General features: G+C 63.7%; 10 protein-coding genes. 2 read left to right on the top strand and 8 right to left on the bottom strand.

The features are described from left to right. Window positions 1–8: 8 nt before the first annotated feature. Window positions 9–1,262 carry a sarcosine oxidase subunit beta family protein gene (locus FJ978_RS04260; protein WP_140570508.1) on the bottom strand — a complete coding sequence of 418 codons (1,254 nt, stop codon included), beginning with the start codon at window positions 1,260–1,262 and terminating at the stop codon, window positions 9–11. 92 nt (window positions 1,263–1,354) lie between these two features. Beyond that, window positions 1,355–2,014 (bottom strand): TetR/AcrR family transcriptional regulator, encoded by a 660-nt coding sequence (locus FJ978_RS04255; RefSeq protein WP_041163957.1) that lies wholly within the window; start codon window positions 2,012–2,014, stop codon window positions 1,355–1,357. Between the two features lie 281 nt (window positions 2,015–2,295). Here FJ978_RS04255 and FJ978_RS04250 point away from each other — a divergent pair, with 281 nt between their 5' ends. Together FJ978_RS04250 and FJ978_RS04245 are read left to right on the top strand one after the other, a co-directional pair. Continuing rightward, window positions 2,296–3,735: an aldehyde dehydrogenase family protein gene (locus FJ978_RS04250; protein ID WP_013891505.1), complete on the top strand. Its 1,440-nt coding sequence runs from the start codon at window positions 2,296–2,298 to the stop codon at window positions 3,733–3,735. 75 nt (window positions 3,736–3,810) lie between these two features. Continuing rightward, window positions 3,811–4,386, top strand: coding sequence for a DUF1349 domain-containing protein (locus FJ978_RS04245; protein WP_140570506.1), 576 nt, complete (start codon window positions 3,811–3,813; stop codon window positions 4,384–4,386). Window positions 4,387–4,455: 69 nt separating this feature from the next. Here FJ978_RS04245 and FJ978_RS04240 read toward each other — a convergent pair whose 3' ends face one another. The 6 genes from FJ978_RS04240 to FJ978_RS04215 all read right to left on the bottom strand — a co-directional run bounded on the left by FJ978_RS04240 (window position 4,456) and on the right by FJ978_RS04215 (window position 12,793). Beyond that, on the bottom strand, window positions 4,456–6,030 hold the full coding sequence (locus FJ978_RS04240; protein ID WP_140570504.1) for a glycosyltransferase: 1,575 nt from the start codon (window positions 6,028–6,030) through the stop codon (window positions 4,456–4,458). Beyond that, the gene (locus tag FJ978_RS04235) at window positions 6,027–8,159 is read right to left on the bottom strand and encodes a glycosyltransferase (protein ID WP_140570502.1); all 2,133 of its coding nucleotides are present in this window, start codon (window positions 8,157–8,159) and stop codon (window positions 6,027–6,029) included. The genes FJ978_RS04240 and FJ978_RS04235 overlap by 4 nt, the downstream gene beginning before the upstream one ends. Beyond that, window positions 8,156–8,806, bottom strand: coding sequence for a bifunctional DNA primase/polymerase (locus FJ978_RS04230; protein ID WP_140570500.1), 651 nt, complete (start codon window positions 8,804–8,806; stop codon window positions 8,156–8,158). Before FJ978_RS04230 ends, FJ978_RS04235 begins: the two co-directional genes overlap by 4 nt. A gap of 128 nt (window positions 8,807–8,934) precedes the next feature. Further along, window positions 8,935–10,464, bottom strand: a complete 1,530-nt coding sequence (locus FJ978_RS04225) for a mercuric reductase (RefSeq protein WP_140570498.1) — start codon at window positions 10,462–10,464, stop codon at window positions 8,935–8,937. After that, the gene (locus FJ978_RS04220; protein ID WP_140570496.1) at window positions 10,454–11,803 is read right to left on the bottom strand and encodes a glucoamylase family protein; all 1,350 of its coding nucleotides are present in this window, start codon (window positions 11,801–11,803) and stop codon (window positions 10,454–10,456) included. Before FJ978_RS04220 ends, FJ978_RS04225 begins: the two co-directional genes overlap by 11 nt. A 237-nt stretch (window positions 11,804–12,040) precedes the next feature. Next, a complete protein-coding gene (locus FJ978_RS04215; protein WP_140570494.1) occupies window positions 12,041–12,793 on the bottom strand; it encodes an SDR family NAD(P)-dependent oxidoreductase in 753 nt (250 codons plus the stop codon). Window positions 12,794–12,958: the final 165 nt, after the last annotated feature.

Raw genomic sequence — 12,958 nt, 5'->3', positions numbered from 1 at the left:
GATTGCCTCTAATGCGCGATGCCGGAGCCGGCCGCCTCGTCGATCAGTCGTCCGCTGGCGAAGCGGTCGAGGTCGAACGGGCGGCTGATGTCGTTGTGCTTGCCGGTCGCCAGCAGGTTCGCCAGCAGCGTGCCGCCAGCGGGAATAGCCTTGAAGCCGCCGGTGCCCCAGCCGCAATTGAGGAACAGGCCCGGCAGCGGCGATTCCCCGATGATCGGCGACGAATCCGGCACGACGTCGACAATGCCGGCCCATTGCCGCATCAGCTTCAACTGGCCGAAGATCGGAAACATCTCCAGCAGCCCGGCGATGACGGTTTCCAGCGTCGGCAGATTGCCGCGCTGTGCATATGAAGGAATACGGTCGAGCCCGCCGCCGATGACGATCTCACCCTTGTCCGACTGGCTGACATAGACGCCGCAGCCGGGTGACAGCACCACGGTGTCGAGGATCGGCTTGACCGGCTCGGAAACGCAGGCCTGCAGCGCATAGGAATTAACAGGCAGCCGGAACCCGGCCTTGGCCGCCAGCACCGAGGAATGCCCGGCCACGGCCATGCCGATGCGCTCGGCACGGATGACGCCACGCGTCGTCTGGATACCGCGGCAGCGGCCGCCTTCGATGATGAAATCGGTGATCTCGCAGTTCTGGATGATATCGACACCGAGCCGGCTCGCGGCGCGCGCATAGCCCCAGGCAACCGCGTCATGACGCGCCGTGCCGGCCCGACCTTGCCAGATGCCGCCGAACACGGGGAAACGCGCATCGGCCGAGAAATTGTAGATCGGCGCCACGCGCCTTACATCCTGAGGCGAGAAAAGCTCGGCATCGATGCCGTTGATCTGCATGGCGTTTGCGGTGCGCGCGCCGATCTCCATCTCGGCCGTCGAGTGGCAGAGATTGACCATGCCGCGCTGCGACAGCATGACGTTGTAGTTCAAATCCTTGGATAGCCCCTCATAGAGCCGGTGCGCCAGCCCGTAGAGTTCGACGCTTTCGGGATAATAATAGTTCGAGCGCACCACTGTGGTGTTGCGGCCGGTGTTGCCGCCGCCGATCCAGCCTTTCTCCAGCACGGCCACTCGGGCGATGTTGTGGTTCTTGGCCAGGTAATAGGCCGTCGCCAGCCCGTGGCCGCCGCCGCCGATGACGATCACGTCATAGGCCGGCTTCGGCTCGGGCGAGCGCCAGGCCTGCTTCCAGCCGGTCTGGCCGGCCAGGCCTTCCTTGAAGAGCGATAATGCGGAATAGCGTCTGGTCATGGTGCGGCGGACAAGCCTGATTTCTCAGGGCAGCGTAGTGGCATTGTACATATATGTCTAGTTCGGTATCGCTTTGCGCACGACGGCTGGTGCTAACCTTTGCGTGCCATCGTCTCCACCACATAGCGCGAGAAATCCTCGACGTCTGCGGTCGTGGGTTCCTGGCCGGTAAAGCTGCGCAAGTATGAAGCGACGTGAGGCAGGCGGCTGCTCATCGGCTCGTCGAGTTCGAGCGAGTAATAGCCGATCTGCATGAAATAGAGGATGCGGGCACGAACGAATGCGTCCTCCTCGTCATAACCATGGCGCATGAACATGTCGCGGATGGCGTTGACGCGTTCCTCGTCGGCTTCGTCGAGCGCGCGCCGGATTGCTGGCGAACGACGCGCCCAGGCTCGGATCGCGAAATCCAGCCGGGGATCGAACAGCCTTTCGTCGACCCAGCACTCGAAGATGCTCATCACCCCGCGGACCACGGTGGCGGAAGGCCGCCTGGCGCGCTCGACGATGAATTTCGTGTTGGTCTGCCGCCAGTGGTCCAGCAGCTGGTCGAGAAGATCCTGCCGGCTCTTGAAATACCAGTAGAAGCTCGAGCGCGAGACGTCGAGCTGCTGGCCCAGCGTCAGCACGCGGACGCGCTCGACACCATCAGAGATCAGTGTTTCAAGCGCAAGCTTCAGCCAGTCTTCGCGAGTGGCCTTGACGTTGCCGGTGGCGCCGGTGCGTTGGATCGTCGTTTCGAGTGCTGCCATCGCACGACGCATGACACGCCGCACAGGCCAAATCAAGGTCATGGACACTACTGTACAGAGCGATTCATTCCGGTCTGAATGACGCCGCGTGGATATTAGCCGGGTTGGTTTTCGGAATGCACCGCACCATCGGCGCGGAGACAAGCTTGGGCATTTTTGTCGCGGCGTCTCGGCCAGTGCCTGCTTTCCCGCAAGGCAATTGTCTGGCAAATACCAATTCAGACGGATGCCGCCGCGCGGCCGGCAGCCAAGCCAGCAGCCAAGGCAGGGAAGGCAAGATCATGAACGTATTTCGCAAGAACCTCATCGATGGCGAGTGGGTCGGCGACGCCGGCTCCCGCAACATCAACCCCTCGGATACCGGCGATGTGGTCGGCGAATATGCCTCGGCTGGCGTCGAACAGGCCGGCCAGGCAATCGCCGCGGCCAAGGCGGCGTTTCCGGCATGGTCCCGCTCAGGTCCGCTGGCACGCCATGCGGTGCTGAAGAAGACCGCGGACGAGATCATGGCCCGCAAGGACGAGATCGGCCGCAATCTGGCGCGCGAGGAGGGCAAGACGCTGGCCGAAGGCATTGGCGAGACCATTCGCGCCGCCCAGATATTCGATTTCTTCGCCGGCGAGACATTGCGCCTGTCCGGAGAAATGGTGCCAAGCGTGCGCCCGGGCGTCGGCGTCGAGATCACCCGCGAAGCGGTCGGCGTGGTCGGCATCATCACGCCTTGGAATTTCCCGATCGCCATTCCGGCCTGGAAGATCGCGCCCGCTTTGGCCCACGGCAACACCATCGTCTTCAAGCCGGCGGAACTCGTTCCCGAAAGCGCCTGGTCCATCGTCGACATCCTGCATCGCGCCGGCCTGCCCAAGGGCGTGCTCAACCTCGTCATGGGCAAGGGCTCGGTGGTTGGCCAGGCCATGCTCGACAGCCCCGATGTCAACGCCATCACCTTCACCGGTTCGGTCGGCACGGGCAAACGCGTCGCCGCCGCCAGCGTCGAGCACATGCGCAAGTTCCAGCTCGAAATGGGCGGCAAGAACCCGCTGGTCGTGCTCGACGATGCCGATCTCGCGGTCGCCGTCGATTGCGCGCTCAACGGCGCCTTCTTCTCGACCGGCCAGCGCTGCACGGCCTCGTCCAGGCTGATCGTGACCGATGCCATCCACGATCGTTTCGTCGACGCACTCAAGGACCGCATGGGCAAGCTGGTCATCGGCGATGCGCTCGACGCGCAGACCCAGATCGGCCCCGTCGTCGACGCCACTCAGCTGAAGCAGGACGAGGATTACATCGCCATCGGTGTCAGGGAAGGCGCGACCCTCGCCTTCGGCGGCGAACGGCTCGACCGCAAGACGCCAGGCTTCTTCCTGCGCCCGGCGCTGCTGACCGAGGCCACCAATGCCATGCGCTCTTCGCGCGAGGAGATCTTTGGCCCTGTCGCCAGCGTCATCCGTGTCAAGGATTATGACGAGGCGCTTGCCGTCGCCAACGACACGCCTTTCGGGCTGACGTCGGGCATCTGCACGTCGAGCCTGAAGCACGCCACCCACTTCAAGCGCAACTCCGAAGCCGGCATGGTGATGGTCAATCTGCCGACGGCGGGCGTCGACTTCCACGTTCCCTTCGGCGGCCGCAAGGGCTCGAGTTTCGGCCCGCGCGAACAGGGCCGCTATGCCATGGAGTTCTACACCACCGTGAAGACCGCCTACACGTTTGCAGGCTGATCGGGCGCAAGGTGGTCGGCGCCGGCCGGTCGGGCCAGCGGTCACGCAGTTCAAGAAACGGATCGGCGCGTCGCCATGGCATTGCAGGACCTGACCTGGCTCAACCCGCCGCCGCACCACGCCATCGACGGCGATACCGTCCATGCACGCACCGGCAAGGAGACCGATTTCTGGCGTGAGACCTTCTACGGTTTCTGGCGCGACAACGGCCATTTCCTGCATCGGCCGGTCGAGGGCGATTTCACCGCCGAAGTCACCGTCAGGGGCGACTACAAGGTGCTCTACGACCAGGCCGGGCTGATGGTCCGGCTGAGCGAAACGCACTGGATCAAGGCCGGCATCGAATACACGGATGGCCTCGCCTATGTCTCCGTCGTCATCACCAACGACACGTCGGACTGGTCGCTGGTGGCCATTCATGCCGGCCCGGACGGCGTCAGGATCCGCCTGACCCGCCACGCCGAGGCGATCCGCGTCCAGTATCTCGATGCTTCGGACGGGCATTGGAAGCCGGTGCGGCTCGCCTATTTCCCGGTCTCGAAGACGGTCGATGTCGGCATGATGTGCTGTTCGCCGCAGCGTGAAGGTTTCGAGGTCACTTTCTCTGGCTATTCTGTCGGTCCGCCGATATCGCGGGAGTTGCATGACTGACGCCTGGCGACATCTGCGGCCATCGCCGATCTGGAACCCATAGGAAAGAAACTTCGGCGGGCTGCCGGCTCACCACGGCACGTGCAGTATTTCCAGCTTAGGCAGGCCGACCGGCCTGATGCCGAGATCGTTGGCGAGCACGCCAAAAGCTTCGGTCTCGATCAGGTCGCGGTAGGGAATTTCGGGGAAGCGAAGGCCGCCGCGATGCAAGGCGGCATCGACCAGGAGCATGGTTCCGCCGACCGCATCGAGGCCGATGATATCGAGATGCCTGACATCGCTGAGATGATACCGGTTCGGTGTTTGCGCGGGAGGCTGGTGGAGACCGCCACGGATGTCGCGGTAATAGCGATAATCCCTTGTCTGCCGCCTTACGATGAAGCTGTTGAGGTCGAAACTGCCGCCGCCGGCGATCTTCACGCAGTTGGGCACCGCGATGCGATGTCCCGTGGCGATCAGCCGGTTGAGGGCATCGCCGGGAAAGCGCCAGACGTCGATGTCGATCCACAGTGCCCAGTCGTCGTCCTTGCTCAGCCCGTGATCGATCAGGTAATTTCGCACCTTGGCGATCGCGCCCCGCCTCACGCGTTGCATCCTGGGCCTTGCCCGTTTTGCCCGGTCGAGGCTGGTGCCGACCCGCCTTTGCAGCAGGACGATGTCACGATATTTGCCGGTTAATCCCGCCGTCGCGGCCTGCAGCCGCTCCCAGCTCCCATCCAGGCTGTCACCCTCGCAGAAAACCAGCTTGATCCTCTCCTTGGGATAGTCGAGCCCCTCCAGCGCATCGAGAAATGGCTGGATGAGGTCGGCGGCGTCGCGAAGCGGCACCAGTACGGCGACATTTTTGCCTGAAGGCGGCGGCGCCGACAGGACCGCTTTGTCGACGCCCGCTTTCGCCACGGCCTCATCGAGATACGCGCCACGCGTCAGCTGATACCAAAGCCGGTAGGCTCGATTGCGAAGCTTGGTGGTCCATTTCGGCGGCGGCTCAGGGATCCACCAGGTGCCGGCCCAGTGATGGATCGAAAGCGCTGTCGTGTCGTCGTCGGCCTCGCGCTCGGCGCTGCCGGCCGACGTCACCGGCGTGAACAGGTCGGAAGGATGAATGGCGAAGGCCGCCTGATCGCCGTAATTGCGCTGGGCGGAGGTCAGCAGGCAAGGACCGGTGGCGTCGAGCACATCCTTGGCCCCGGCGAGCCCGGGCATCATCGACAGGACATGCAGCCAGAAAGGATGACCGGGCGGGCTCGCCATCGTCCCGTTGAACAGGAGGTAGGGCAGGCCACGAAATTCCAGCTGGACGGCCGAATGCGAAGCCGGCTCCTTGCACAGCACGATCCGGGTCTCGTTCATGACCGGATCGAAGGGCGCGACGCATTCGCAGTCGATGTCGGCGTAGACCCCGCCAAAATGATGCAGAAGCATGTAGCGGGCTGCATCCGACCGCTCCACGCCGTTCGGGTACGTGCAGAACACCGGCAGGAAATCCGGGTAGTGCTCGGCAACGAAGTCGAGCAGCATCCGGTCGCTCCAGAACATCACCGTCCAGTGTGGATTGTGCCGCTTCCAGCTGTCGGCATACGCCTGGAAGCGCGCGGGGACACGGTCGGTCTTCCACGTCTGGTGCAGGATTGCTGGAATCATGCGGCGGGGCCGTTTGGTCCAAGCCCATCACGAACGGCGTCGCGGATCGCTTGCAGGCCGAACCTTGCCCATGCCGCGTGATGCGCGCGAAGGCGTTGCCGCGCCCGGCGTTCGGGGTCGAGACAGAGTTCGATGGCCATCTCGGCAAGCGTCTCGTCGGTGTCAGCCAGCAGCACCTCGTCATTCTCGACCAGGTCCAGGCCCTCGGCCGCGATCGGCGTGGCGATCACCGGCACGCCCGCGGCCATTGCTTCCAGGATCTTGATGCGTGTGCCGCCACCCGCCGTCAGCGGGACGACGGTGAGATGCGCGCTGGACAAGAGTGGCGCCACGTCGGCGGGATCTTCGATGAGCTCCACACCAGGCAATCCGGCCAGTGCCTGCACGGCCGGTCTCGGCGTGCGTCCAGCCAGGACAAGCCTGGCATCCGGCAGGGCGTTTCGGATACGGGGCAATATGACACTGGCCAATCGCTGTGCGGCATCGACGTTTGGCGGATAGGCGAGATGGCCGATGAACACGATCACCGGAAAGCCGTTGCCGGTCGACGGCTCGGCAGGCATGTCCGTGGGAACATCGCCGGCTTGCGGAATTCCGTTCGGAACCACGTGGATCGGAATCTTGTGCCGGGAAAGCCTCATCAGCTTCTGGCGATCCAGGTTCGAGCAGACCCATACCCTGTCGACAAGGGACAGCGCTTTTCTTTCAAGGAACCTGACGCCGAATGCCGCCGCGGTTCGCTTGGCACTGAGACGCCGGATCTGTGCGGCAAGGTCGGACTCGACATTGTGCATGTCGAGAATGACCTGCGCCGCCAGCGGCCGCAGCGGCCGCAGCAGCTTGAACAGGCCGAGGCCCTCGACAATGATGGTGTCAGGGCGGAATTCACGGGCGAGCGCCTCAAGCCGCGTCAGGGCGGAACGCGGTATGCGATTCTCCGCCCTGGTGCGCCACCACCCGACCGAGGCCGTGCGGGGCTCTCCCTGGATCGAAAGGCCCTCGACGCGGATCAATGGATCAGGCGCATTCCCTGCTATCTTCGGCTTCACCGAAACCAGGCACACCGGTCCGAACCTGGCGGCTGCGTCGGCATTGCGGAAGTTTCTCAGATCCGAACCTGAAGTTGGCGGAGAAGCCGGGTCGTACGACACGATCAGCGTGCGTCTTTCCCTGTCCCTCCTGGCATCCAACCGATGACCAGGCCGCTCGACAATGGCCCCGGCATGAATTCGGGTATGATATTGCAATGTCTTCCAACTCCCGCCCAGGGTCTTGTGGGCGCGAACGGCACGCATCATGCGCTTCGCAGCCCTGTATTGCTTGTGCTTGAGGAGCTGCCTGGAAATCCGCTGCGCGATCCAGGCTTTCCTCCATTGCAGAATGTCCTTAGCAAGGCCTAAACCGGCAAGCTTGTCCAGTTCCAGTGCGATCGCGAGAAATGTGGCTCGGGGGGTCTGGACGAATCGCCGCGCCATTCTCGCTTCGTCGTGGTGATAGAGAAGCACCGGCGCGGGGGTCGTCGCCACGTCGGAGCGTGCCAGCAGGGCCGCCCAATAGCAAGTATCCTCATCGAGACCGGTGGTTTCGGGAAAGCTGATGGCGGCCGTCGCCGCGGCTGCGACCAATGCGCTTCCCACGGCGATCGGCCACGCTTCATTGAGAAGGTAGCGTCGGGCGTTCAGGGCCCGATCGCTTGTATATCCATGTGGAGCCTTGAGCTTATCCGGCCGGCCCGCGGTGCGTCGAATGCTGGATCCGATCGACAGGCCGGCTCCGGGATTGCTCACAAGCGCCTCACGCAACAGCCCCAAGCCTCCCGCGATCACCTCGTCGTCGGCGTCGAGGAAGAACAGGAACTCGCCCTTGGCACGCGCCATACCGGCGTTGCGGGCGGCGCCGGCGCTGCCAAGCCGCATGCTGAGGACCTGCAGCGGCAATTCATATTTGCGGGCGCTTTGGATCGAGATAGCCGCGGTCTGATCGTTGGATCCATCGTCGACCAGAAGGATCTCACCGATGAGGTTTCTGTCCGGCACAAGGCTGCGCAGGGTCGCGTCGATCGTCGCGGCCGCATTCCTTGCGGGGATGACGATGCTGATGTCCGGTCGCGCGCCGTCCGGGATACTCATGCGGGCTCGAAGAAGCCACGGTTCAGCATGCGGTCATAGTGGTATTTGAACGGCGAGACCGCGCGAAGCGAGAGACTAGCGAGGCCCTCGATGGGCGACGGATCGACATCGAATGGTGAATGGTCCTTCAGCCAGCTGTAGGACGAGCCATCCTTGAGCATGGAGGGGCTGCCAACGACATAGCCCCCAAGCGCCTTCACGTGGCCGATCCGGCGCATACCGGCATAGAGGCTCGACGAAGCCGTCGGGTCGCGCGTCCTGAGATAGACATGGAACCCGTTCGGCGATCTTGCAATCGGCGTGCGACTTAAAAGGGCCTGGTGCTTGCTCGACCAGCTCAGATAGGTCGCGGCATCATCGAAATCCAAGATAAGAAGGTTGGAGAACCCTCCAAGGATTCCGACATTTCCGGCAAACTTACGGAACCAGCGCCGGATGTCATCACCGGTTGGCGGCTTCTGCGACAGATGAAAGGCAACCGATTGGAACGCCAACTCTTTCAGGTCCTTTCGACGGGCCTGCAAATGTAGGGGGTGATACTCCATTGCCTGGAGATCGAGATGCTTGCCCCCAGCACACAACGGCACGCAGATGTAGCCCTTGGCCAAGAGCCGGATCGCATATTCCGTTTCAGTTGCAGGCTGCATCCCCGAGTGTTCCGCGGTCGCACGGTGCGTCCAATCTTCCTTAGTCGTACTGGGTGCCGTCAAGCGCCGGGCGGGATACTTGGTCGTGTATTTGCAGACATTCAGCGAAAAAGCTGGTCCATACGCTGTCATCGCCTCGACCAGGCCAGCCAGCGCGCCGCCAGACGCCTGCGCAAGGTGGTGAACCGCGTTCGCCGGTAGGCGTCGCCCGCCATCTTGATGCCTTGGGCCTGCGTCGGGAAGGGGTGGATCACGTCGGCCAGGGCATGCAATCCCATGCCTGACCGGATGGCGAGCGTCACCGCATTGATCATCTCGCCGGCGTGGGCGGCGACCACCGTCGCGCCGAGGATGCGGTCGGATCCCTCCCTGACATGGATCTTGACGAACCCCTCTTCCTCGCCGTCCATAACGGCACGGGCGACGTCGTGCATCAGCACCGTATAGGTCTTGACCGGAATGCCGTTCCGGCGTGCCTCCACCGGATAGAGACCGACATGGGCGATCTCCGGATCGGTATAGGTGCACCAGGGAACGACAAGGTCGCTGAGCCTTTCGCGGCCGCGAAACAGCGCATTGCGCACGACAATGCGGGCGGTCGCTTCCGCCGTATGGGTGAACTTGTATTCCAGGCACACATCGCCCGCCGCGTAGATGTGCGGATTTGTCGTTCTCAGGTAATCGTCCACCTTGATGCCGTTGACGTCATACACCACGCCGGCATTTTCCAGGTCGAGATCGTCGACATTGGGCGAACGGCCGACGCCGGTGATGATCTCGTCGACGGAAATGGTCGTCACGTCGCCGTCCCGCATCAGGTCGGCGAGCTTCTTGCCGCCCTTTGTCCGCACCGCCACCACTTCGGTGTTCAGCCGGACCTCGACCCCCTCGCGCGCCAGCGCATCCGAAAGGATTTGCGCGGCGTCGCGTTCCTCGCCCGGCAGGAACATCGGATCGCTCTGCGCCAGGATGACCTTGGCACCGAGCAGGCAGAAGGCCTGCGCCGTCTCGCAGCCGAGCGGCCCGCCGCCGATGACCAGGAGCCGTGGCGGGCACTTCGTGAGATCGAACATGGTTTCGTTGTCGAGATAGCCGGCCTCGGCAAGCCCCGGAATCGCCGGCCCGCTTGGATGCGCACCTGTCGCGATCAAAGCCTTTCTGAACCGCAGCGTCTTGCCGGCGACCACCACCGTGTCCGTGCCGGCGAAGCGTGCCTCACCGAAATAGAGGTCGATGCCTTGCGAAGCGATGGCAGCGGCCGAATCGGCGCGGCTGATCCGCTCCCGGATCTGCCGCATCCGCATCATGGCGCGTTCGAAGTCGACGTGCAGACGCTCCGGCGTGTCGCCGCCGAAATTCTCGGCGTCGCGCATGTCGGCATAGAGCCTGGCCGTGCGGATGATCGACTTCGACGGCACCCCGCCGACATTGACGCACGCACCGCCGATCAGCCTGCGCTCGATCAGCGCGACCTTGGCGCCAAGGCTTGCGGCGTCGCGCGCGGCGGTCAGTCCGGCAGGCCCGGCGCCGATGACGACGAGATTGTAGGAACCGTCCGGCTCCGGGTTCTTCCAGCGCGGCGGATGCGCGCCCTGGATCAGCTCGACATCGTTGCGGTCGACCGGGAAGGCGGCGGCTTTTGTCCGTTCACGCGACATCGCGGCCCCCAGGCTCGGGGCTTGCGAGCTGCGACAGCCATCCGCCGGTGAAGCCGGCCTTGTCCAGGCCGCGGCGGATGTGAGGATTGGACCGCATCAACTCCCAGATCAGGCGCGAACGGTGGTTCTCGATCATCATCGCCACGATGCCCTGGTCCAGCCCATAATGGCCTTCCGAGATCCAACCGTTGCGGCCGAATTTTCGCCGGCTGGCCAATGTCGGATTGAAGCCGCTCGGCAACCGGAAATTGTCGATCACCTGCGGATAGCGGTCGCCGAGATGGCGCAAGGCCGCCAGGCAAATGTCAGGCGCGAAGGGCAGCGACGCCGGATAGGACCATGGCGCGATCGTCCCGTCATCCGGCCCGAAAGGCGCCCCGCGCGCGGCATATCCGGAAAACCGGTGACGCCGTCGCTCCACGCTGGCGCGGAAGCCGCCCGGTCCGTCCCCGGCCGATAGTCCCCAGAGGTTCTCGCCATAGCCGTCAAAGCCATAGGGATTGTGTTGGGCATAGTCGCGGTGAAGGTAGGTCGAACGGCGGCTGTTCTCGAAATAGTCGGAATTCTTCTCGCGCATGAAGGCGTCGCGGATGCCGGCGAAATCGATCCAGGCATGCGAGAACTGGTGCATGAACAGCGGCCCGCCATAGAGCACGTCGTGGCCGTAGATGTTTTCCCACTGGTAGGTCGCCGTCCAGCCTTCGTAGCAGTCGTCCGACGTCGGGCTGTCCGGCGAGGCCATCGACAGCACATAGAGGATCGTCGCCTCGTTGTAGCCTTCCCAGCCATAGTGCAGAAAGCCGCTCCTGGGCTTCCAGCCTTGCCGCAATGTCGGACTGCTGCCTTGCGCCCAGCGCCAGTCGACGCGCCGGTAGAGCGCCTCGGCCAGCTCGCGGATTTCGGCTTCCTTCTCATCCCTGCCGGCGAAATAGGCGCTCGCCACCAGGAAGCCGGCGATCAGCAAGGCAGTATCGACCATCGACAGCTCGCAGCGCCAGACGCGCAGCCCGGTCCGCATATCGAGGAAGTGGTAGTAAAAACCCCGGTGGCCGGTGACCTCGTCGCCGCCGCCTTGCGGGCTGGCCGAGAAGAAACGCAGCGCGGCAAGGGTAAGCTCCACCGCCGTCTCGCGCGTCATCCAGCCGCGCTCGACGCCGATCGGATAGCAGGACAACGCGAAACCGACGACCGCGATGCTGGCCGGCGAATTCGGCCGTGACGTGTCGGCGACCAGCCCGTTGTCGGGGTTCACATTCTCCAGGAAATAGCCGAAGGCGGCGCGCTGATAGCGATCCAGAAGCTCGTCATCGGACAGCGTGGCGGGATATGCTTCAGGCAAACGATGCAAACTCCGGCCAGATGGTCGCGGCTCCCGCCGATCGCGCGGCATCGGCACGGCGGCCATGGGTCATCGCCCCTGCCAGGCTGTCTCGTCGCGTCATGGCTTTCCCGCAAACCCTGTTATGTCATTACCATCCATCCGGACGTCAGCCACTATACGCCTGTCCAGCTCCGTTCGTTGCTCCGTCACGCGGAATTGTAGTTGGATCTGGCAGAGGCGCGAGTCCCCGCCTGGTCAATAGGTAGCGCGGCCGCCGGAGACGTCGAACACCGCGGCCGTCGTGAACGAGCATTCTTCCGAGGCGATCCAGCAGATCAGTGCCGCCACTTCCTCGACCTCGCCGAAGCGCGCCATCGGTATCTTGGACAGCATGAAATCGATGTGCTCCTGGCTCATCTGCTTGAAGATCGCGGTGCGCACGGCCGCCGGCGTCACGCAATTGACCGTTATCTTGGTCTTGGCCAATTCCTTGCCGAGCGACTTGGTCAGGCCGATTACCGCCGCTTTCGAGGTGCTGTAGGCGGAGGCGTTGGGATTGCCTTCCTTGCCGGCGATCGAGGCGATGTTGACGATGCGGCCATAGTCGCGTTCGAGCATGTGCGCAACGAGCGCCTTGTTGCAGTAGAAGACGCCGTTGATGTTGATGTCGATGACCTTCTGCCAATCCTCCGTCGAATAGGACCAGGTCGTCATGTTGGGTCCGGTAATGGCCGCACTGGTGACCAGGATGTCGACGCCGCCAAGGGCTTCGATCGTCCGCGCTGTGGCGGCTTCAACACCCTTCGCATCGGCAACGTCCAACGTCACGCCATGCAGGCCGGAGACAACGGCTTTGGCCTGTTCGATCTGGGCCGGGTCGCGATCCCAGACGCTGACGCGCCCGCCCTCGCCGACGATCCTTTGCGCCACCGCCAGGCCGATGCCCGAGGCCCCGCCGGTGATGACCGCCGATCGGCCGGCGAAGCGTCCCGCAAAATGCATAGGCATCTGATTTTCCTCTGTCGTGACCGGTGCAACGGCCGCCTCGCCCCAGGTGGACTGTGAAGTCGCCGGCAGGCAAGTTCAAGCCGGCATGTGGGACGATCGTCTGGGCCAATCCCGAAGCAGCGCCGTGCCGCTCCATTTGTCGCCTGATCCCAGGTGGCTGTTGCC

Origin of the sequence: Mesorhizobium sp. B1-1-7 (assembly GCF_006442705.1) — a bacterium.
In the GTDB taxonomy this organism is placed as follows: Bacteria; Pseudomonadota; Alphaproteobacteria; order Rhizobiales; family Rhizobiaceae; genus Mesorhizobium; species Mesorhizobium opportunistum.
This window is presented reverse-complemented; position numbering and strand designations above follow the sequence as displayed.

What these genes read in the sequence shown, in the direction of transcription:
- FJ978_RS04255 (WP_041163957.1), bottom strand. Translation starts at nt 2,014, where the DNA reads ATGGCAGCACTCGAAACGACGATCCAACGCACCGGCGCCACCGGCAAC.
- FJ978_RS04245 (WP_140570506.1), top strand. Translation starts at nt 3,811, where the DNA reads ATGGCATTGCAGGACCTGACCTGGCTCAACCCGCCGCCGCACCACGCC.
- FJ978_RS04240 (WP_140570504.1), bottom strand. Translation starts at nt 6,030, where the DNA reads ATGATTCCAGCAATCCTGCACCAGACGTGGAAGACCGACCGTGTCCCC.
- FJ978_RS04230 (WP_140570500.1), bottom strand. Translation starts at nt 8,806, where the DNA reads ATGCAGCCTGCAACTGAAACGGAATATGCGATCCGGCTCTTGGCCAAG.
- FJ978_RS04215 (WP_140570494.1), bottom strand. Translation starts at nt 12,793, where the DNA reads ATGCCTATGCATTTTGCGGGACGCTTCGCCGGCCGATCGGCGGTCATC.
- FJ978_RS04250 (WP_013891505.1), top strand. Translation starts at nt 2,296, where the DNA reads ATGAACGTATTTCGCAAGAACCTCATCGATGGCGAGTGGGTCGGCGAC.
- FJ978_RS04225 (WP_140570498.1), bottom strand. Translation starts at nt 10,464, where the DNA reads ATGTCGCGTGAACGGACAAAAGCCGCCGCCTTCCCGGTCGACCGCAAC.
- FJ978_RS04235 (WP_140570502.1), bottom strand. Translation starts at nt 8,159, where the DNA reads ATGAGTATCCCGGACGGCGCGCGACCGGACATCAGCATCGTCATCCCC.
- FJ978_RS04260 (WP_140570508.1), bottom strand. Translation starts at nt 1,262, where the DNA reads ATGACCAGACGCTATTCCGCATTATCGCTCTTCAAGGAAGGCCTGGCC.